We start from the raw sequence: 19110 nt of genomic DNA, 5'->3' as shown, positions 1-19110 counted from the left end.
GTCCTCCGCTCACAGCACTTCGGGAGCGAGCGAGACGATCTTCATGAACTTCTCGGACCGCAGCTCGCGGGTCACAGGCCCGAAGATGCGCGTGCCGATCGGCTCCTGCTTGTTGTTGAGCAACACCGCGGCGTTGCCGTCGAAGCGGATCAACGAACCGTCCGGACGACGCACACCCTTGCGGGTACGCACGACGACGGCGTCGTAGACTTCGCCCTTCTTGACCTTGCCGCGCGGGATCGCGTCCTTGACGGTGACCTTGATGATGTCGCCAATGTGCGCGTAGCGGCGCTTGGAGCCGCCGAGCACCTTGATGCACATCACTTCCTTGGCACCGGAATTGTCGGCGACGTCGAGGTAGCTCTGCATCTGGATCATGATTCAGATCTCCCTTATTCGGCCGCGCGGGTGACGATTTCCACCACCCGCCAGTTCTTGGTCTTGGACATCGGCGCAATCTCGGTCACGCGCACGACATCGCCTTCGTTGCAGGCGTTGTCGGCGTCGTGGGCGTGGAGCTTGGTCGAGCGCTTGATGTACTTGCCGTACAGCGCATGCTTGACCTGACGCTCCACCAGCACGGTGACGGTCTTGTCCATCTTGTTGCTGACCACACGGCCTTCGACCGTGCGCAGCGTCTTGCTTTCGTTATTGTCGCTCATCGCGGCCATCCTTACTTCGTGCTGCCGAGCAGGTGCTTGACGCGAGCGATCTCGCGGCGCACCCGGCGGGTTTCGTGAGTCTTCGGCAGCTGCCCGGTGACCTGCTGCATGCGCAGGGCGAACTGCTCCTTGCGCAGATCGGTCAGGTGGGCCTTCAGATCGTCGGCCGACTTCTCGCGGAGTTGTTTGATGTCCATCAGCGTACCGTCCGGGTCACGAAGGTGGTGGTCACCGAAAGCTTGGCAGCGGCCAGGCGGAACGCCTCGCGCGCGACATCTTCGCCGACACCTTCGATTTCATAGATCATGCGACCGGGCTGGATCTGCGCGACCCAGTACTCGACGTTACCCTTACCGGAGCCCATTCGCACTTCGATCGGCTTCTTGGTGATCGGCTTGTCCGGGAACACGCGGATCCACATCTTGCCGCCGCGCTTGACGTAGCGGCTGATCGAGCGGCGCGCCGCTTCGATCTGGCGCGCGGTCAGCTGACCGTGCGCCGTGGCCTTCAGCCCGTACTCGCCGAAGCTGACGGCGTTTCCGCTCCACGCCAGGCCGTCGTTACGACCCTTGTGCATCTTGCGGTATTTGGTTCGCTTGGGTTGCAACATTGCCGTTACCTCGCTTCACGGGCCGGACGCGACGGACGGTCGCCACGGTCGCCGCGATCGTTACGATCGTTGCGCGGGGAATCGTCCTGCTTTTCCTGGCCAACCTGGGAGAAATCGAAGATCTCGCCCTTGTAGATCCAGACCTTGATGCCGATGATGCCGTAGGTCGTCTTGGCTTCAGCGAAGCCGTAGTCGATGTCGGCACGCAGCGTGTGCAGCGGCACGCGGCCCTCGCGGTACCACTCGGAACGGGCGATTTCCGCACCGTTCAGACGGCCGGCGACGTTGACCTTGATGCCCAGGGCACCCAGGCGCATCGCGTTGCCGACCGAGCGCTTCATCGCGCGGCGGAACATGATGCGACGCTCCAGCTGCTGCGCGATCGACTCGGCGACCAGCTGCGCATCCAGCTCCGGCTTGCGCACTTCGGTGACGTTGATGTGGGCGGGGACGCCCATCATCTCGCTCACTTCCTTGCGCAGCTTCTCGATGTCCTCACCACGCTTGCCGATTACCACGCCCGGACGGGCGGTGTGGATCGTCACGCGCGCGGTCTTGGCCGGACGCTCGATAAGGATTTTGCTGATGCCCGCCTGCGCCAGCTTCTTGCGCAGCATTTCGCGGACCTTGAGGTCGGCTGCCAGGTAACCGGCAAACTCGGCCTTGTTGGCGTACCACTTGGAATTCCAGTCCTTGGCGATACCCAGGCGGATTCCGATCGGATGAACTTTATGACCCATCGTCTTTTCCTTTCCGCTTACTTGGCGGCGCCCACAACCACAGTGATGTGGCTGGTGCGCTTGAGGATGCGGGTACCGCGGCCTTTCGCCCGCGCCATGAAACGCTTCAGGGTCGGACCTTCATCAACCATGATGGTCTTGACCTTCAGCTCGTCGACATCCGCGCCTTGATTGTTCTCGGCATTGGCGATCGCCGACTCCACCACCTTCTTGATCAGGTGGGCAGCCTTCTTGTCCGAGAACTTCAGCAGGTTGACCGCCCGCTCGGCGGAAAGACCGCGCACCTGGTCAGCGACCAGGCGGGCCTTCTGCGGGGAGATGCGCGCGGTGCGCAGGATTGCTTTCGCTTCCATCGTCATCTCTCCTTACCGGCCCGACTTCTTGTCGCCACCGTGACCCTTGAAGGTCCGGGTGACGGCAAATTCGCCGAGCTTGTGGCCGACCATGTTCTCGTTGACCAGCACCGGAACGTGGTTCTTGCCGTTATGCACGGCGATGGTGAAACCCACCATCTCCGGCAGGATCATCGAACGTCGCGACCAGGTCTTGATCGGACGCTTGCTGCCGGCCGCGGCCTCCACCTTCTTGACGAGGTGGTGATCGACGAACGGGCCCTTCTTGAGTGAACGTGCCATGGTCGATTAGCCCCTACGATCGCGGACGATGAATTGTTCGGTGCGCTTGTTATGGCGCGTCTTGTAACCCTTGGTCGGGACACCCCACGGGGTGACCGGATGCGGATTACCCTGACCGGCCTTCGCCTCACCACCACCGTGCGGGTGGTCGACCGGGTTCATGGCCGCACCGCGAACGGTCGGACGCACGCCGCGCCAGCGCTTCGCGCCCGCCTTGCCCAGCTTCTCGAGGTTGTGCTCGTCGTTGCCGACTTCGCCGATGGTGGCGCGGCACTCGGACGGCACCTTGCGCATTTCGCCGGAGCGCAGACGCAGGGTGGCGTAGATGCCTTCACGCGCGACCAGCTGCACCGCGGCGCCGGCAGCACGCGCGATCTGCGCGCCCTTGCCCGGCTTCAGCTCGATCCCGTGGACGGTGGTACCGACCGGGATATTGCGCAGCGGCAGGGTGTTGCCGGTCTTGATCGGCGCATCCGAACCCGCGATCACCTGATCGCCGGCCTTCAGGCCCTTCGGCGCGATGATGTAGCGGCGCTCGCCGTCGGCGTAGCACAGCAGGGCGATATGGGCGGTGCGGTTGGGATCGTATTCGATCCGCTCCACGCGCGCCGGGATACCTTCCTTGTTGCGCTTGAAGTCGATGACGCGGTAGTGCTGCTTGTGGCCACCGCCGACGTGGCGGGTGGTGATGCGGCCGTGGTGGTTACGACCACCGGACTTGCTCTGCTTTTCCACCAGTGCAGCGTGCGGGGCGCCCTTGTGCAGATCGGGCGTGACCACGCGCACGGCCGAACGACGGCCTGCGGAGGTGGGCTTGAATTTCATCAATGGCATGGGATGTACCTCAGGCCTTGGCCGTTACGTCGATGGACTGGCCTTCGGCCAGACGCACGTACGCCTTGCGCCAATCGCCGCGACGACCGCTGCGCGAACGGAAGGACTTGTTCTTGCCCTTGACGTTCAACACGTTGACCGACTCGACCTTGACGTCGAACAGCTGCTCGACCGCGGCCTTGACATCGGCCTTGGTGGCTTCGTTCGAAATCTCGAAGACGTACTGATTGGAGAGTTCCTGCAGGCGCGCGGTCTTTTCGGAGACACGCGGAGCGCGCAGCACGCTGAAGATTTTTTCGTTGCTGCTCATGCCAGCCACTCCTCGACCTTCTTGACCGCATCGGCGGTGATCACGACCGTGTCGGCCCCGACCAGCGACACCGGATCCAGGCCCTGCACGTCGCGCACTTCCACGTAGGGAAGGTTGCGGGCGGACAGGTACAGATGCTCGGACGCTTCTTCGGTCACGATCAGCGGGCGCTTGCCCACTTCCAGACCCTTCAGCTTCTCGACGAGGCCCTTGGTCTTGCTGGCCTCGACGTCGAACGCGTCGACGACCATCAGGCGGCCCTGGCGGTTCAGTTCCGAGAGGATCGCGCAGATGGCCGCGCGGTACATCTTGCGGTTGACCTTCTGCTCGAAGCTGCGCGGCTTGGCCGCGAAGGTCACGCCACCGCCGACGAAGATCGGAGCGGTCAGCGCGCCGTGGCGAGCGCCACCGCCCTTCTGCTTCTTCGACTTCTTGGTGGTGCCGTTGACTTCCGAACGCGTCTTCTGCGCCTTGGTGCCGGCGCGGCCGGCGTTGCGATAGGCGACGACGACCTGGTGAACCAGATCCTCGCTGAAATCGCGGCCGAACACGGCGTCGGAGACCGAGACCTTGTTGTTGCTACCCGTGATAACGAGTTCCATCGTCATCTCTCCTTATGCCTTGCTAGCCGGACGCACGATCACGTCGCCACCGGCAGCGCCAGGCACAGCGCCGCGAATGGCGATCAGGCCACGCTCGACGTCGACCTTGACCACTTCCAGATTCTGCGTGCTCTGCTGCACCGCGCCCATGTGGCCGGACATCTTCTTGCCCGGGAAAACGCGACCCGGGGTCTGGCGCTGACCCAGCGAACCCGGCGCGCGATGCGACAGCGAGTTACCGTGGGTGGCATCGCCCATGCGGAAGTTGTGCCGCTTGATGGTGCCCTGGAAGCCCTTGCCCTTGGTGACGCCCTGGACATCGACCTTCTGGCCGACGGCGAAGATGTCCGCCTTGATTTCGCCGCCGACGGCGAACTCGCCCAGCTGCGCGTCCTCGACGCGGAACTCCCACAGGCCGCGACCCGCTTCGACCTTCGCCTTGGCGAAATGGCCGGACGCCGGCTTGTTGACCAGCGCGGCGCGACGGGCGCCCACGGTGATCTGCACGGCGCTGTAGCCGTCGGCTTCGACGGTCTTGAGCTGGGTGATGCGGTTCGGGGTCGCTTCGATCAGGGTGACCGGGATGGAGCGGCCGTCTTCGGTGAAGACGCGGCTCATGCCGGCCTTGCGGCCCACGAAGCCCAACGAATACTTCTTCGTCATGGTCGTAGTCCTCAGGTCAACTTGATCTGGACATCGACGCCAGCCGCGAGCTCGAGCTTCATCAGCGCGTCCACGGTCTTGTCGTTGGGGTCGACGATGTCGAGCACGCGCTTGTGCGTGCGGGTCTCGTACTGGTCACGCGCGTCCTTGTCGACGTGCGGGGAAACGAGGATGGTGTAGCGTTCGATCTTGGTCGGCAGCGGGATCGGGCCACGCACTTGCGCGCCGGTCCGCTTGGCCGTCTCGACGATCTCGCTGGCCGAACGGTCGATCAAACGATGATCGAACGCCTTCAGCCGAATCCGGATCTTTTGGTCCGCCATGACGGTGGGTTCCTTCGTTAAAAGAGCGACGGGCAAGGCCTCTGGGATACCTGCCCCGGTTGTTTCCTGATGTCGTACCGCAGAGCATCCGGCTCGGCGGGGGCATTCCTCCGCCCCAAAAACTGGGGCAGACCAGTCGACCCGGCCTGCCCAGACGGAAAAGTATAATGCGCAGCTAGAGCAGCGTCAACAACCCAGGGTTGTTGAGTGCTCCATGCGACGCGACCTTCCCGGTCCTGCGAACACGAGCGGCGTCCTGCCTCTCTTTTCGCTGTCTTACCGGCGCCCTACCCAGGAACGCCGAGCCGCGCATTATAGCGACGAGTTCACGCCTCCGCAACACCTCGCGACGACAAATCGCCAGCACGTTCGCCTGCCCGGAAACGACGAAGGGCCGGCGTGCGCCGACCCTTCGCGATGCCGGCGACCGAGGTCGCTGGCGATTCCAGCCGGCGGCATTCGCCGCCGGAGAGCATTACTTGATGATCTTGGCCACCACGCCGGCGCCGACGGTACGGCCGCCTTCGCGGATCGCGAAGCGCAGGCCTTCGTCCATCGCCACCGGGTTGATCAGCGTCACCACCATCTTGACGTTGTCGCCCGGCATCACCATCTCCACGCCTTCCGGCAGCTGCACCGCACCGGTGATGTCGGTGGTGCGGAAGTAGAACTGCGGACGGTAGCCCTTGAAGAACGGGGTGTGACGGCCGCCCTCGTCCTTCGACAGCACGTACACCTCGGCTTCGAAGTCGGTGTGCGGCTTGATCGAACCCGGCTTGCACAGCACCTGGCCGCGCTCCACGTCGTCACGCTTGGTGCCGCGCAGCAGCAGGCCCGCGTTGTCGCCCGCCTGGCCCTGGTCCAGCAGCTTGCGGAACATTTCCACGCCGGTCACGGTGGTCTTCTGCGTCGCACGGATGCCGACGATTTCGATTTCGTCGCCCACCTTGATGATGCCGCGCTCGATACGACCGGTCACCACGGTGCCGCGGCCCGAGATCGAGAACACGTCTTCCACCGGCATCAGGAACGGCTTGTCCACGTCGCGCTGCGGCTCCGGGATGAACGAGTCCAGCGCGTCCACCAGCTTCAGGATCGCCGGCACGCCGATGTCGCTCTGGTCGCCTTCCAGCGCCAGACGGGCCGAACCGTGGATGATCGGGGTGTCGTCGCCCGGGAAGTCGTACTTGCTCAGCAGCTCGCGCACTTCCATCTCGACCAGCTCGAGCAGCTCGGCGTCGTCGACCATGTCGGCCTTGTTCAGGAACACCACGATGTGCGGCACGCCGACCTGACGCGACAGCAGGATGTGCTCGCGAGTCTGCGGCATCGGGCCGTCAGCGGCCGAGCACACCAGGATCGCGCCGTCCATCTGCGCCGCACCGGTGATCATGTTCTTGACGTAGTCCGCGTGACCCGGGCAATCCACGTGCGCGTAGTGGCGCGTCGGGGATTCGTATTCCACGTGGGCGGTCGAGATCGTGATGCCGCGCGCCTTCTCTTCCGGCGCCGCGTCGATCGCGTCGTACGCCTTGAACTCGCCGCCGAAGCGCTCTGCGCCGATCTTGGTCAGCGCCGCGGTCAGCGTGGTCTTGCCGTGGTCGACGTGACCGATGGTGCCGACGTTGACGTGCGGCTTGGTGCGCTCGAACTTACCCTTTGCCATGTCTTCTCTACCTCGTGATTCGTATTGGGGGAACAGAGAGCGGGATGCGGCGCGGACCTGGTCCGCCGCACGCATCCCGCCGCTCTAGTCTCAGCTCTTCTTGATGACCGCTTCGGCGATGTTGGCCGGCGCTTCGGCGTAGTGATCGAACTCCATCGAGAAGGTGGCGCGACCCTGCGACATCGAGCGCAGCGTGGTGGCGTAGCCGAACATTTCGCCCAGCGGCACCATCGCGTTGATCACCTTGCCCGACGGACTGTCGTCCTGGCCCTGCAGGATGCCGCGACGACGGCTGACGTCGCCCATCACATCGCCCAGGTAGTCTTCCGGCGTCACCACCTCGACCTTCATGATCGGCTCCAGCAGCACCGGGTTGGCCTTGTTGAAGCCTTCCTTGAAGCCCATCGAGCCGGCGATCTTGAACGCCATTTCCGAGGAGTCGACGTCGTGGTACGAACCGTCGATCAGGCGCACCTTGACGTCCACGATCGGGTAGCCGGCCATCACGCCGTTGGCCACCGCTTCCTGGATGCCCTTGTCCACCGCCGGGATGTATTCCTTCGGCACCACGCCGCCGACGATCGCGTTCTCGAAGGTGTAGCCCAGGCCACGTTCCTGCGGCTCGATCTCGAGCACGACATGACCGTACTGACCCTTACCGCCGGACTGACGCACGAACTTGCCTTCCTGCTTGACCGCCTTGCGGATGGTCTCGCGGTAGGCCACCTGCGGCTTGCCCACGTTGGCTTCGACGTTGAACTCGCGCTTCATGCGGTCGACCATGATTTCCAGGTGCAACTCGCCCATGCCGCGGATGATGGTCTGGCCGGATTCCTCGTCGGTGTTGACGCGGAACGAGGGATCTTCCTGCGCCAGACGGCTCAGCGCGATGCCCATCTTTTCCTGGTCCGACTTGGTCTTCGGCTCGACCGCCATCGAGATCACCGGCTCCGGGAACACCATGCGCTCCAGGATGATGATGTTGTCCTGCGCGCACAGCGTGTCGCCGGTGGTGACGTCCTTCAGACCCACCGCCGCGGCGATGTCGCCCGCGCGCACTTCCTTGATCTCTTCGCGGTTGTTGGAGTGCATCTGCAGGATGCGACCCACGCGCTCCTTCTTCGACTTGACCGGGTTGTACACCTGGTCGCCGGAGTTCAGCGTGCCGGAGTAGACGCGGAAGAAGGTCAGCGAGCCCACGAACGGATCGGTCATGATCTTGAACGCCAGCGCCGAGAACGGCGCGGTGTCGGTGGCCGGACGGCTGTCTTCCTTGTCGTCCTCGTCGATGCCCTTGACCGGCGGACGGTCGCTGGGCGACGGCAGCAGCTGGATCACGCCGTCGAGCATCGCCTGCACACCCTTGTTCTTGAACGCGGTACCGCAGTACACCGGCACCACTTCCACCTTCAGGGTGCGCTCGCGCAGGCCGTTGATGATCTCGGCCTCGGACAAGTCGCCCTCGTTGAGGTACTTGTCCATCAGGTCTTCGTTGGCTTCGGCGGCGGCCTCGACCATGAACGCACGCGCTTCGGTGGCCTTGTCGGCCAGGTGCGCGGGAATCTCGCGGTACTCGAACACGGTGCCCTGCGAGGCGGTATCCCAATGGACCGCCTTCATCTTGATCAGGTCGACCACGCCCTCGAAGCCGTCTTCGGCGCCGATCGGCACCTGCATCGGCACCGGGTAGGCACCCAGGCGCGACTTCAGCTGCTCGACGACCTTGTCGAAGTTGGCGCCGGTGCGGTCCATCTTGTTGACGAAGGCAAGGCGCGGCACCGCGTACTTGTTGGCCTGACGCCACACGGTCTCGGACTGCGGCTGCACGCCACCGACCGCGCACAGCACGAACACCGCGCCGTCGAGCACGCGCAGCGAACGCTCGACTTCGATGGTGAAGTCGACGTGCCCGGGGGTATCGATGATGTTGAAGCGGTGCTGCGGCAGCGACTTGTCCATGCCGCTCCAGAACGCCGTGGTGGCCGCGGAGGTGATGGTGATGCCGCGCTCCTGCTCCTGCTCCATCCAGTCCATCGTCGCGGCACCGTCATGCACCTCGCCGATCTTGTGGCTGACGCCGGTGTAGAACAGGATGCGTTCGGAGGTGGTGGTCTTGCCGGCATCGATGTGGGCCATGATGCCGAAGTTGCGGTAACGCTCGATGGGAGTGGTACGGGCCACAGGGAGCCTCTCAAATTTCTTGGATTTCGGATGGCCGAACGCCGCCTTGCGGCGGCCTTCGGATTTGTGCCGCGCGCGACGGCGCAGCTAGCAGCACTTCTAGATAGTGCTGACGGGCCCCGTTTCCAAGGCCCGGAAGGTCACCAGCGGTAGTGCGCGAATGCCTTGTTCGCTTCCGCCATGCGGTGAGTCTCTTCGCGCTTCTTGATGGCGCCACCACGGTTTTCCGAGGCGTCGACCAGCTCGGCCGCCAGCTTGCGCGGCATCGAGTTCTCGCCGCGCTTGCGCGCCGAGTCGATCAGCCAGCGCATCGCCAGCGCCATGCGACGGGAGGAACGCACCTCGACCGGCACCTGGTAGGTGGCACCGCCGACACGGCGCGACTTGACTTCGACCGCCGGAGCGACGTTGTCCAGCGCCTTCTGCACCAGCTCGACCGCGTTGGGGTTCTTCTCGCCGATGACGTCCATCGCGCCGTAGACGATCTTTTCGGCAACCGACTTCTTGCCGCTCAGCATCACCATGTTGATGAAGCGGGCGATGGTCTCGCTCCCGTGCTTGGGATCCGGGAGAACGGCGCGCTGCGGCGTATTACCTTTACGTGACATGTGTGCTTCCCTTAGCTCTTCTTCGGACGCTTGGCGCCGTACTTGGAACGACCCTGGCGACGCTTGGCGACGCCGGCGGCATCGAGCGAACCGCGCACGGTGTGGTAGCGCACGCCCGGCAGATCCTTGACGCGACCGCCGCGGATCAGGACCACGGAGTGCTCCTGCAGGTTGTGGCCTTCGCCACCGATGTAGCTGATGACCTCTTCCTGGTTGGTCAGGCGCACCTTGGCGACCTTACGCAGGGCCGAGTTCGGCTTCTTCGGGGTGGTGGTGTACACGCGCGTGCAGACGCCACGGCGCTGCGGGCACTTGTCCAGCGCCGGAGAGGCGCTCTTGTAGGTGGTCGCCTGCCGCGGCTTGCGGACCAGCTGGTTGATCGTCGCCATCAGTGGATTCTTCTGATTGAGGCCGTCGGGCCTGGATGCGTGAAAACGAAGGCAGGCCGAAGGACGGCCTGCCGAGACAGGAAAGTATAGCGGGCAAGTCAAAGCGCCGTCAACACAACGGAATTTTTACTTGCTGGCCCATCCGGGGCCGGAATACGGGGCGCTTCCGCTGCGCCCCCTTTCGCTTGGTAGATCGGCCCCGCGAGCGGGACCGGTCCGGCTTGCTGTTTTTACTCTTCGCTACCGGCAGCCGCCGGGGCGGAGGTCTCGACCGCCGGCTCGGCGCTGCCGCCGGACAGGGTCTGCATCTCCGACTCGGTCAGGCCGCTGGCGTTGCGGCGGCGCGTGTTGTGGTACGCCAGGCCGGTACCGGCCGGGATCAGGCGACCCACGATCACGTTTTCCTTCAGGCCGCGCAGCGTGTCGCTGGTGCCGCGGACCGCCGCCTCGGTGAGGACGCGGGTGGTCTCCTGGAACGACGCGGCCGAGATGAACGACTCGGTCGCCAGCGAGGCCTTGGTGATGCCCAGCAGCACCGGCTCGTACTTGGCCGGCAGTTCGTTGCGGGTCACCAGGCGGGCATTCTCCTCGATGACGCGCTGGCGCTCGGCCTGCTCGCCGTTGAGGAACTTGCTGTTGCCCTGGTCGGTGATCTCGACCTTGCGCAGCATCTGCCGGGTGATGACCTCGATGTGCTTGTCGTTGATCTTCACGCCCTGCAGGCGGTACACGTCCTGGATTTCCTTGACCAGGTACGCGGCCAGCGGCTCGACGCCCAGCAGACGCAGGATGTCCTGCGGGCTCGGCTCGCCGTCCACCACGGTTTCGCCCTTGGCCACGTGCTCGCCTTCGAACACGATGATCTGGCGGTACTTCGGGATCAGCTCTTCGTGCTCCGACCCGTCGGTGTCCTTGATGATCAGGCGCTGCTTGCCCTTGGTGTCCTTGCCGAAGCTGATGATGCCCGAACGCTCGGCCAGGATCGCCGGATCCTTCGGCTTGCGCGCCTCGAACAGGTCGGCCACGCGCGGCAGACCGCCGGTGATGTCGCGGGTCTTGGAGGCTTCCTGCGGGATCTTGGCGACCACGTCGCCCACGCCGACCGGCGCGCCGTCCTGCAGGTTGACGATCGAGCGCGGCGGCAGCAGGTACTGCGCCGGCAGATCGGTGCCCGGGATGGTCAGGTCGTTGCCCTTGCCGTCGACGATGCGCACGATCGGGCGCAGGTCCTTGGCCTGGGTGCCGCGGCGCTTCGGATCGGTGATCTCGCGCGAGGCCAGGCCGGTCAGTTCGTCGGTCTTCTCGATGACGGTGACGCCGTCGATGAAGTCGATGAAGCGGATGAAACCGGCCACTTCCGACACGATCGGGTGGTTGTGCGGATCCCAGTTCGCCACCGACTGGCCGGCCTTGACGGCGTCGCCGTCCTTGGCGGTGATGGTGGCGCCGTACGGCAGCTTGTAGCGCTCGCGCTCGCGGCCGTGGCCGTCGAGCACCGACAGTTCGCCCGAACGCGACACCGCCACCAGCGAACCGTTGGCGTGCTCGACCGACTTGAGGTTGTTGAACTTGATCGAACCGGTGGTCTTGACCGTGATGTTGTCCACCGCCGCCGCACGCGAAGCCGCGCCGCCGATGTGGAAGGTACGCATGGTCAGCTGGGTACCCGGCTCGCCGATCGACTGCGCGGCGATGACGCCGACCGCTTCGCCGATGTTGACCAGGTGGCCACGGGCCAGGTCGCGGCCGTAGCAACGCGCGCACACGCCGAACGCCGATTCGCAGGTGATGGTCGAGCGGACCTTGACCGACTGCACGCCGGCCTCTTCCAGCTTGGCCACCCACTGCTCGTCGAGCAGGGTGTTGCGGGTGACGATCGGATCCTCGTCGTTGCCCGGCAGGAACACGTCCTCGGCCACCACGCGGCCGAGCACGCGGTCGCGCAAGGGCTCGACCACGTCGCCGCCTTCCACGATCGGGGTCATGGTCAGGCCGTCGGTGGTGCCGCAATCCGGCTCGGTGATCACCACGTCCTGCGCCACGTCGACCAGGCGACGGGTCAGGTAACCGGAGTTGGCGGTCTTCAGCGCGGTATCGGCCAGACCCTTACGGGCACCGTGGGTGGAGTTGAAGTACTCCTGCACGTTCAGGCCTTCGCGGAAGTTCGCCTTGATCGGCGTCTCGATGATCGAGCCGTCCGGGCGGGCCATCAGGCCGCGCATGCCGGCCAGCTGACGGATCTGCGCCTGCGAACCACGCGCGCCGGAGTCGGCCATGATGTACAGCGAGTTCATCGACTTCTGGTCGATGGTCTCGCCCTTGGCGTTGACCACCTTCTCGGTGCCGATGGTGTCCATCATCGCCTTGGCGATGCGCTCGTTGGTGCGCGACCAGATGTCCACGACCTTGTTGTAGCGCTCGCCGGCGGTAACCAGACCGGACTGGTACTGCTCCTGGATTTCCAGCACTTCCTGCTCGGCTTCGCCGAGGATGCCCTTCTTCTCCGACGGGATCAGCATGTCGTCGATGCCGATCGACACGCCGGCGCGGGTCGCGTAGGCGAAGCCGGTGTACATCAGCTTGTCGGCGAACACGACGCTGTCCTTCAGACCCAGCTGGCGGTAGCTGGAGTTGATCAGGCGGCTGATGTTCTTCTTGGTCAGCTCGGTGTTGGCCAGCGCGAACGGCAGGCCTTCCGGCAGGATCTCGGCCAGCAGCGCGCGCCCGATCGTGGTGTCCACGATCGAGGTCTTCTTGCTGCGGTTGCCTTCTTCGTCGATCACCGTCTCGGTGATGCGGACCTTGACCTTGGCGTGCAGTTCGACCGCACGGTTGTCGTAGGCGCGCTTCACTTCGGCGATGTTGGCGAACACCATGCCCTCGCCCTTCTTGTTCTCCAGGGCGCGGCTCATGTAGTACAGGCCCAGCACCACGTCCTGCGACGGCACGATGATCGGCTCGCCGTTGGCCGGCGACAGGATGTTATTGGTGGACATCATCAGCGCGCGCGCTTCCAGCTGCGCTTCCAGCGACAGCGGCACGTGCACGGCCATCTGGTCACCGTCGAAGTCGGCGTTGAACGCGGTGCAGACCAGCGGGTGCAGCTGGATCGCCTTGCCTTCGATCAGCACCGGCTCGAACGCCTGGATACCCAGACGGTGCAGGGTCGGCGCACGGTTCAGCAGCACCGGGTGCTCGCGGATCACCTCTTCCAGGATGTCCCAGACTTCGGCTTCTTCGCGCTCGACCAGCTTCTTGGCGGCCTTGATGGTGGTGGCCAGGCCGCGACGCTGCAGCTTGGCGAACACGAACGGCTTGAACAGCTCCAGCGCCATCTTCTTCGGCAGGCCGCACTCGTGCAGACGCAGGGTCGGGCCGACCACGATCACCGAACGGCCGGAGTAGTCCACGCGCTTGCCGAGCAGGTTCTGACGGAACCGGCCCTGCTTGCCCTTGATCATGTCGGCCAGCGACTTCAGCGGGCGCTTGTTGGTGCCGGTGATGGCACGGCCGCGGCGGCCGTTGTCCAGCAGCGCATCGACCGATTCCTGCAGCATGCGCTTTTCGTTGCGCACGATGATGTCCGGCGCGTTCAGCTCGAGCAGGCGGCGCAGGCGGTTGTTGCGGTTGATGACGCGGCGGTACAGGTCGTTCAGATCCGAGGTCGCGAAGCGGCCGCCGTCCAGCGGCACCAGCGGACGCAGATCCGGCGGCAGCACCGGCAGCACGGTCATCACCATCCACTCCGGACGGTTGCCGGACTCGATGAAGGCCTCGATCAGCTTGATGCGCTTGGTCAGACGCTTGAGCTTGGTTTCCGAACCGGTGCTGGCGATCTCTTCGCGCAGGCGGGTCATTTCCGACTGCAGGTCAATGGTGCGCAGCAGTTCGTACACGGCCTCGGCGCCCATGGCGGCGTCGAAGTCATCGCCGTGCTCCTGACGCGCGGTCAGGTACTGCTCTTCGGTCAGCAGCTGGCGGCGCTCAAGCGCGGTCAGGCCCGGCTCGGTCACCACGTAGGCTTCGAAGTACAGCACGCGCTCGATGTCGCGCAAAGTCATGTCCAGCATCAGGCCGATGCGCGACGGCAGCGACTTCAGGAACCAGATGTGCGCGACCGGCGAGGCCAGGTCGATGTGGCCCATGCGCTCGCGACGCACCTTGGCCAGGGTCACTTCGGTGCCGCACTTCTCGCAGACCACGCCGCGGTGCTTCATGCGCTTGTACTTGCCGCACAGGCACTCGTAGTCCTTGATCGGGCCGAAGATGGCGGCGCAGAACAGGCCGTCGCGCTCGGGCTTGAAGGTACGGTAGTTGATGGTTTCCGGCTTCTTCACTTCGCCGAAGGACCACGAACGGATCAGGTCCGGCGAGGCCAGCGCGATCTTGATCGCGTCGAAGTCCAGCGTCTGGCGCTGCTGGTTGAAGAGGTTGAGCAGGTCTTTCATTGGGTATCTCCGGGTCGGAGGAATTTCGTATCGAGGACGGGGGCGGAAAGGATCTTTCGGGACCCGGGACCCGGGGTCCGGGACCCGGAAAAGCAGAGCGATCGCGCTCCTGGCTTTTCCGAGTCCCGGGTCCCGGGTCCCGAGTCCCGGCCTTTCAGTCTTCCAGTTCCATGTTGATCGCCAGCGAGCGGATTTCCTTCACCAGCACGTTGAAGGACTCCGGCATGCCGGCGACCATCTCGTGCTCGCCGTCGACGATGTTCTTGTACATCTGGTTGCGGCCCTGCACGTCGTCGGACTTCACCGTCAGCATTTCCTGCAGGGTGTAGGCCGCGCCGTAGGCTTCCAGCGCCCAGACTTCCATTTCGCCGAAGCGCTGGCCGCCGAACTGCGCCTTGCCGCCCAGCGGCTGCTGGGTGACCAGCGAGTACGGGCCGGTGGAGCGCGCGTGCATCTTGTCGTCGACCAGGTGGTTCAGCTTCAGCATGTGCATGTAGCCGACCGTGGTGTGGCGATCGAACGCCTCGCCGGTGCGGCCGTCGTACAGCTGGGTCTGGCCGCTGATCGGCAGGTCGGCGAGCTCGAGCATGTGCTTGATCTCGGCCTCGGTGGCACCGTCGAACACCGGGGTGGCCATCGGCACGCCGTCGGTCAGGTTCTTCGACAACGCCAGCAGCTCCGCGTCGCTGAACTGGTCCAGGTCCACGCGGTCCTCGCCCAGCTTCTGGTCGTGGTTGTAGATCTGCGCCAGGAACTTGCGCAGGTCGGCCACCTTGGCCTGGGCCTCGAGCATGTTCTGGATCTTGCGACCCAGGCCCTTGGCGGCCCAGCCCAGGTGCACTTCCAGCACCTGACCGATGTTCATACGCGACGGCACGCCCAGCGGGTTCAGCACGATGTCCACGGTCTCGCCGTTGGCCATGTACGGCATGTCCTCGATCGGCTGGATCATCGACACGACACCCTTGTTGCCGTGGCGACCGGCCATCTTGTCGCCGGGCTGGATACGGCGCTTCACCGCCAGGAACACCTTGACCATCTTCAGCACGCCCGGGGCGAGGTCGTCGCCGGCGGTGATCTTGCCGCGCTTGTCGGCGAAGCGACGCTCGAACTCCTTCTCGTGCGCCTGGATCTGCTTCTGCGCGCGCTCGATCGCCTCGGAGGCGTCCTCGTCCTTCATGCGCAGCGCGAACCAGTCGGACTTCTTCAGGCCGTCCAGGTAGGCGTCGCTGATGGTGTCGCCCTTCTTCAGGTTCGGACCGCCATTGGCGACCTTGCCGATCAGCTGGCCACGCAGACGCGCGTAGATCGCGCTTTCCAGGATGCGGAACTGGTCGTCGAAGTCCTTCTTGACCCGCTTGATCTCGTTTTCCTCGATCTGGCGGGCGCGCTTGTCCTTCTCGATGCCGTCGCGGGTGAACACCTGCACGTCGATGACGGTGCCGTCCATGCCCGGCGGCACGCGCAGCGAGCTGTCCTTCACGTCCGAGGCCTTCTCGCCGAAGATCGCGCGCAGCAGCTTCTCTTCCGGGGTCAGCTGGCTCTCGCCCTTCGGCGTGACCTTGCCGACCATGATGTCGCCGGCGCGCACTTCCGCACCGATATACACCACGCCGCTCTCGTCCAGACGGTTCAGCGCCTGCTCGGACACGTTGGGGATGTCGGCGGAGATTTCCTCCGGTCCCAGCTTGGTGTCGCGCGCCACGCAGGTCAGTTCTTCGATGTGGATCGTGGTGTAGCGATCCTCTTCCACCACGCGCTCGGAGAGCAGGATGGAGTCTTCGAAGTTGTAGCCGTTCCACGGCATGAACGCGATCAGCATGTTCTGGCCCAGGGCCAGCTCGCCGATATCGGTCGAGGGACCGTCGGCCAGCACGTCGCCGCGCGCGATCACGTCGCCCACGTTCACCAGCGGACGCTGGTTGATGCAGGTGTTCTGGTTGGAGCGGGTGTACTTGATCAGGTTGTAGATGTCGACGCCGGCGTCGGTGCCGCCGCCGATCTCGGCCTCGTTGACCTTGACCACGATGCGGCCGGCGTCGATCTGCTCGATCACGCCGCCACGGCGGGCGTTCACGGTCACGCCCGAGTCGCGCGCCACGGCGCGCTCGATGCCGGTACCGACCAGCGGCTTCTGCGCACGCAGCGTCGGCACGGCCTGGCGCTGCATGTTCGCGCCCATCAGTGCGCGGTTGGCGTCGTCGTGCTCCAGGAACGGCACCAGCGCGGCCGCGATCGACACGGTCTGCATCGGCGACACGTCCATGAAGTGCACTTCCGCCGGCGGCTTCAGCAGCGACTCGCCCTGGTAGCGGCACGGCACGAACTGCTCGGTCAGGCGGCTCTTGGCGTCGTGCAGCGCGTTGGCCTGGGCGATGACGTACTCGTTCTCTTCGATCGCCGACAGGTATTCGACTTCGTCGGTGATCTGGCCGTCCACGACCTTACGGTACGGCGTCTCGAGGAAGCCGTACTGGTTGGTGCGGGCATACACCGCCAGCGAGTTGATCAGGCCGATGTTCGGGCCTTCCGGGGTTTCGATGGTGCAGACGCGGCCGTAGTGGGTCGGATGCACGTCGCGCACTTCGAAGCCGGCGCGCTCGCGGGTCAGACCGCCCGGACCCAGCGCGGAGACGCGACGCTTGTGCGTCACTTCCGACAGCGGGTTGTTCTGGTCCATGAACTGCGACAGCTGCGAGGAGCCGAAGAACTCCTTGATCGCGGCGGCCACCGGCTTGGCGTTGATCAGTTCCTGCGGGGTCAGGCCTTCGGACTCGGCCATCGACAGACGCTCCTTGACCGCGCGCTCGACGCGGACCAGGCCCACGCGGAACACGTTCTCGGCCATTTCGCCGACCGAACGCACGCGACGGTTGCCCAGGTGGTCGATGTCGTCGACCACGCCGCGGCCGTTGCGGATCTCGGTCAGGACCTTGATCACGTCCAGGATGTCGGAGCTGTCGGCGTGCTCGGCGACCAGGCGCTTGGACTCTTCGTCGTTGCGCTCGCCGAAGTACTTCTTGTCGTACAGCACCGACTCGCCGGTGACTTCCTTGCGGCCGACACGGCGGTTGAACTTCATGCGGCCGACCGTCGACAGGTCGTAGCGCTCGAAGGTGAAGAACAGGTTGTGGAACAGGTTCTGCGCGGCGTCCTTGGTCGGCGGCTCGCCCGGACGCATCATGCGGTAGATCTCGACCAGCGCCTCGAGCTGGGTCTTGGTCGGATCGATGCGCAGGGTGTTGGACAGGTACGGACCGCGATCCAGGTCGTTGACCCACAGCGTGCCCACGGCATCGACGCCGGCCTTGCGGAACGCGGTCAGCTGATCTTCGCTGATTTCGTCATTGGCGCTGGCCAGCAGTTCGCCGGTCGAGGCATCGACCACGTCATGCGACAGGATGCGGCCGACCAAGTACTCGTCGGGCACGGCCAGCGCGGCGATGCCGGAGGCCTCGAGCTGCTTGACGTGGCGCGCGGTGATGCGCTTGCCGGCTTCGACGATGACCTTGTCGCCGTCGGCCAGGTCGAAGTTCAGGGTCTCGCCGCGCAGGCGCTCGGGCACCAGCTCCAGCTGCACGCCTTCCTTCGGGTCGATGTGGAAGGTGTTGATCTCGAAGAACTCGGACAGCATCTCCTCGTTCGAGTAGCCGAGCGCGCGCAGCAGGATCGACACCGGCAGCTTTCGGCGGCGGTCGATACGGGTGAACAGCGCGTCCTTCGGGTCGAACTCGAAGTCCAGCCAGGAGCCGCGGTACGGGATGATGCGGGCGCTGTACAGCAGCTTGCCCGAGCTGTGGGTCTTGCCGCGGTCGTGGTCGAAGAACACGCCCGGCGAGCGGTGCAGCTGCGAGACGATGACGCGCTCGGTGCCGTTGACGATGAAGGTGCCGTTGTCGGTCATCAGCGGGATTTCGCCGAGGTAGACCTCCTGCTCCTTGACGTACTTGATCGCCTTGGTCGAGGACTCGCGATCGTAGATCACCAGGCGCACGGTCACGCGCAGCGGCGCGCCGTAGCTCATGCCGCGCTGGCGGCATTCACGCTCGTCGAACACCGGTTCGCCGAGCTTGTAGCCGACGTACTCCAGCGCCGCGTTGCCGCTGTAGCTGGAGATCGGGAACACCGATTTCAGGGCCGCATGCAGGCCGTGGTCCGAACGCTTGTTCGGGTCGGTGTTCTCCTGCAGGAACTCGCGGTAGGAATCCACCTGGATGGCAAGCAGGAACGGCACTTCGAGAATCGAGCGCTGCTTGCCGAAGTCCTTGCGGATACGCTTCTTTTCGGTGAACGAATAAGACGTCATGAGGTATCACCTTGGCTGATGCGGGCCACGCGTCCGCGGCCCTGAGTGAACATAAATTGTCAGTTGGAAGTCGCTGGTATTGCCGGCACCAGCACGCCTTCTCCCGCTACTTCCAACTACCAACTCGATGAGA

At 64.8% G+C, this 19110-nt stretch carries 18 protein-coding genes; all 18 read right to left on the bottom strand.

Annotation, left to right across the window (positions count from 1 at the left end; translation table 11 throughout):
- Positions 1–9: 9 nt before the first annotated feature.
- The 18 genes from rplN to rpoB all read right to left on the bottom strand — a co-directional run bounded on the left by rplN (position 10) and on the right by rpoB (position 18977).
- Positions 10–378: a 50S ribosomal protein L14 gene (rplN, locus tag PIQ37_RS13645; RefSeq protein ID WP_003486699.1), complete on the bottom strand. Its 369-nt coding sequence runs from the start codon at positions 376–378 to the stop codon at positions 10–12.
- Positions 379–392: 14 nt separating this feature from the next.
- Positions 393–662: a 30S ribosomal protein S17 gene (gene rpsQ, locus PIQ37_RS13640; protein ID WP_010341599.1), complete on the bottom strand. Its 270-nt coding sequence runs from the start codon at positions 660–662 to the stop codon at positions 393–395.
- Between the two features lie 11 nt (positions 663–673).
- On the bottom strand, positions 674–859 hold the full coding sequence (rpmC, locus tag PIQ37_RS13635) for a 50S ribosomal protein L29 (RefSeq protein ID WP_010341597.1): 186 nt from the start codon (positions 857–859) through the stop codon (positions 674–676).
- Positions 859–1272 (bottom strand): 50S ribosomal protein L16, encoded by a 414-nt coding sequence (gene rplP, locus PIQ37_RS13630; protein WP_003470657.1) that lies wholly within the window; start codon positions 1270–1272, stop codon positions 859–861. The genes rpmC and rplP overlap by 1 nt, the downstream gene beginning before the upstream one ends.
- A 5-nt stretch (positions 1273–1277) precedes the next feature.
- Complete coding sequence (rpsC, locus tag PIQ37_RS13625) at positions 1278–2012, bottom strand: 30S ribosomal protein S3 (protein WP_010341595.1); 735 nt, start codon at positions 2010–2012, stop codon at positions 1278–1280.
- A gap of 17 nt (positions 2013–2029) precedes the next feature.
- Positions 2030–2365, bottom strand: a complete 336-nt coding sequence (gene rplV, locus PIQ37_RS13620) for a 50S ribosomal protein L22 (protein ID WP_003470663.1) — start codon at positions 2363–2365, stop codon at positions 2030–2032.
- A 12-nt stretch (positions 2366–2377) separates the two neighbouring features.
- Complete coding sequence (gene rpsS / locus PIQ37_RS13615) at positions 2378–2647, bottom strand: 30S ribosomal protein S19 (protein WP_010341594.1); 270 nt, start codon at positions 2645–2647, stop codon at positions 2378–2380.
- 6 nt (positions 2648–2653) lie between these two features.
- The gene (gene rplB / locus PIQ37_RS13610; protein ID WP_010341593.1) at positions 2654–3481 is read right to left on the bottom strand and encodes a 50S ribosomal protein L2; all 828 of its coding nucleotides are present in this window, start codon (positions 3479–3481) and stop codon (positions 2654–2656) included.
- Between the two features lie 10 nt (positions 3482–3491).
- Positions 3492–3791: a 50S ribosomal protein L23 gene (gene rplW, locus PIQ37_RS13605; RefSeq protein ID WP_010341592.1), complete on the bottom strand. Its 300-nt coding sequence runs from the start codon at positions 3789–3791 to the stop codon at positions 3492–3494.
- Complete coding sequence (rplD, locus tag PIQ37_RS13600; protein ID WP_010341591.1) at positions 3788–4393, bottom strand: 50S ribosomal protein L4; 606 nt, start codon at positions 4391–4393, stop codon at positions 3788–3790. Before rplD ends, rplW begins: the two co-directional genes overlap by 4 nt.
- A gap of 12 nt (positions 4394–4405) precedes the next feature.
- Positions 4406–5056 carry a 50S ribosomal protein L3 gene (rplC, locus tag PIQ37_RS13595; RefSeq protein ID WP_010341590.1) on the bottom strand — a complete coding sequence of 217 codons (651 nt, stop codon included), beginning with the start codon at positions 5054–5056 and terminating at the stop codon, positions 4406–4408.
- Positions 5057–5067: 11 nt separating this feature from the next.
- Positions 5068–5379, bottom strand: a complete 312-nt coding sequence (gene rpsJ / locus PIQ37_RS13590) for a 30S ribosomal protein S10 (protein ID WP_010341589.1) — start codon at positions 5377–5379, stop codon at positions 5068–5070.
- A 475-nt stretch (positions 5380–5854) separates the two neighbouring features.
- Positions 5855–7045, bottom strand: coding sequence for an elongation factor Tu (tuf, locus tag PIQ37_RS13585; RefSeq protein WP_342073872.1), 1191 nt, complete (start codon positions 7043–7045; stop codon positions 5855–5857).
- A 90-nt stretch (positions 7046–7135) separates the two neighbouring features.
- Positions 7136–9226 carry an elongation factor G gene (gene fusA, locus PIQ37_RS13580; RefSeq protein ID WP_209249504.1) on the bottom strand — a complete coding sequence of 697 codons (2091 nt, stop codon included), beginning with the start codon at positions 9224–9226 and terminating at the stop codon, positions 7136–7138.
- A 140-nt stretch (positions 9227–9366) separates the two neighbouring features.
- Positions 9367–9834, bottom strand: a complete 468-nt coding sequence (rpsG, locus tag PIQ37_RS13575) for a 30S ribosomal protein S7 (protein ID WP_048490049.1) — start codon at positions 9832–9834, stop codon at positions 9367–9369.
- Positions 9835–9845: 11 nt separating this feature from the next.
- Positions 9846–10223: a 30S ribosomal protein S12 gene (gene rpsL, locus PIQ37_RS13570; protein ID WP_160967003.1), complete on the bottom strand. Its 378-nt coding sequence runs from the start codon at positions 10221–10223 to the stop codon at positions 9846–9848.
- 230 nt (positions 10224–10453) lie between these two features.
- Positions 10454–14671 carry a DNA-directed RNA polymerase subunit beta' gene (rpoC, locus tag PIQ37_RS13565; protein ID WP_342073871.1) on the bottom strand — a complete coding sequence of 1406 codons (4218 nt, stop codon included), beginning with the start codon at positions 14669–14671 and terminating at the stop codon, positions 10454–10456.
- 154 nt (positions 14672–14825) lie between these two features.
- On the bottom strand, positions 14826–18977 hold the full coding sequence (gene rpoB / locus PIQ37_RS13560; RefSeq protein ID WP_017908393.1) for a DNA-directed RNA polymerase subunit beta: 4152 nt from the start codon (positions 18975–18977) through the stop codon (positions 14826–14828).
- Positions 18978–19110 lie beyond the last annotated feature (133 nt).

It is taken from the genome of Xanthomonas protegens, from assembly GCF_038442435.1.
GTDB classification, from domain to species: Bacteria; Pseudomonadota; Gammaproteobacteria; order Xanthomonadales; family Xanthomonadaceae; genus Xanthomonas_A; species Xanthomonas_A sontii.
Note: the sequence above shows the minus strand (reverse complement) of the source record. Positions and strands in the feature narration are given on the sequence as shown.

Bases quoted from the DNA above. Each gene is read 5' to 3' on its own strand.
- rplN (WP_003486699.1), bottom strand. From the start codon at position 378: ATGATCCAGATGCAGAGCTACCTCGACGTCGCCGACAATTCCGGTGCC.
- rpsQ (WP_010341599.1), bottom strand. From the start codon at position 662: ATGAGCGACAATAACGAAAGCAAGACGCTGCGCACGGTCGAAGGCCGT.
- rpmC (WP_010341597.1), bottom strand. From the start codon at position 859: ATGGACATCAAACAACTCCGCGAGAAGTCGGCCGACGATCTGAAGGCC.
- rplP (WP_003470657.1), bottom strand. From the start codon at position 1,272: ATGTTGCAACCCAAGCGAACCAAATACCGCAAGATGCACAAGGGTCGT.
- rpsC (WP_010341595.1), bottom strand. From the start codon at position 2,012: ATGGGTCATAAAGTTCATCCGATCGGAATCCGCCTGGGTATCGCCAAG.
- rplV (WP_003470663.1), bottom strand. From the start codon at position 2,365: ATGGAAGCGAAAGCAATCCTGCGCACCGCGCGCATCTCCCCGCAGAAG.
- rpsS (WP_010341594.1), bottom strand. From the start codon at position 2,647: ATGGCACGTTCACTCAAGAAGGGCCCGTTCGTCGATCACCACCTCGTC.
- rplB (WP_010341593.1), bottom strand. From the start codon at position 3,481: ATGCCATTGATGAAATTCAAGCCCACCTCCGCAGGCCGTCGTTCGGCC.
- rplW (WP_010341592.1), bottom strand. From the start codon at position 3,791: ATGAGCAGCAACGAAAAAATCTTCAGCGTGCTGCGCGCTCCGCGTGTC.
- rplD (WP_010341591.1), bottom strand. From the start codon at position 4,393: ATGGAACTCGTTATCACGGGTAGCAACAACAAGGTCTCGGTCTCCGAC.
- rplC (WP_010341590.1), bottom strand. From the start codon at position 5,056: ATGACGAAGAAGTATTCGTTGGGCTTCGTGGGCCGCAAGGCCGGCATG.
- rpsJ (WP_010341589.1), bottom strand. From the start codon at position 5,379: ATGGCGGACCAAAAGATCCGGATTCGGCTGAAGGCGTTCGATCATCGT.
- tuf (WP_342073872.1), bottom strand. From the start codon at position 7,045: ATGGCAAAGGGTAAGTTCGAGCGCACCAAGCCGCACGTCAACGTCGGC.
- rpsG (WP_048490049.1), bottom strand. From the start codon at position 9,834: ATGTCACGTAAAGGTAATACGCCGCAGCGCGCCGTTCTCCCGGATCCC.
- rpsL (WP_160967003.1), bottom strand. From the start codon at position 10,223: ATGGCGACGATCAACCAGCTGGTCCGCAAGCCGCGGCAGGCGACCACC.
- rpoC (WP_342073871.1), bottom strand. From the start codon at position 14,671: ATGAAAGACCTGCTCAACCTCTTCAACCAGCAGCGCCAGACGCTGGAC.
- rpoB (WP_017908393.1), bottom strand. From the start codon at position 18,977: ATGACGTCTTATTCGTTCACCGAAAAGAAGCGTATCCGCAAGGACTTC.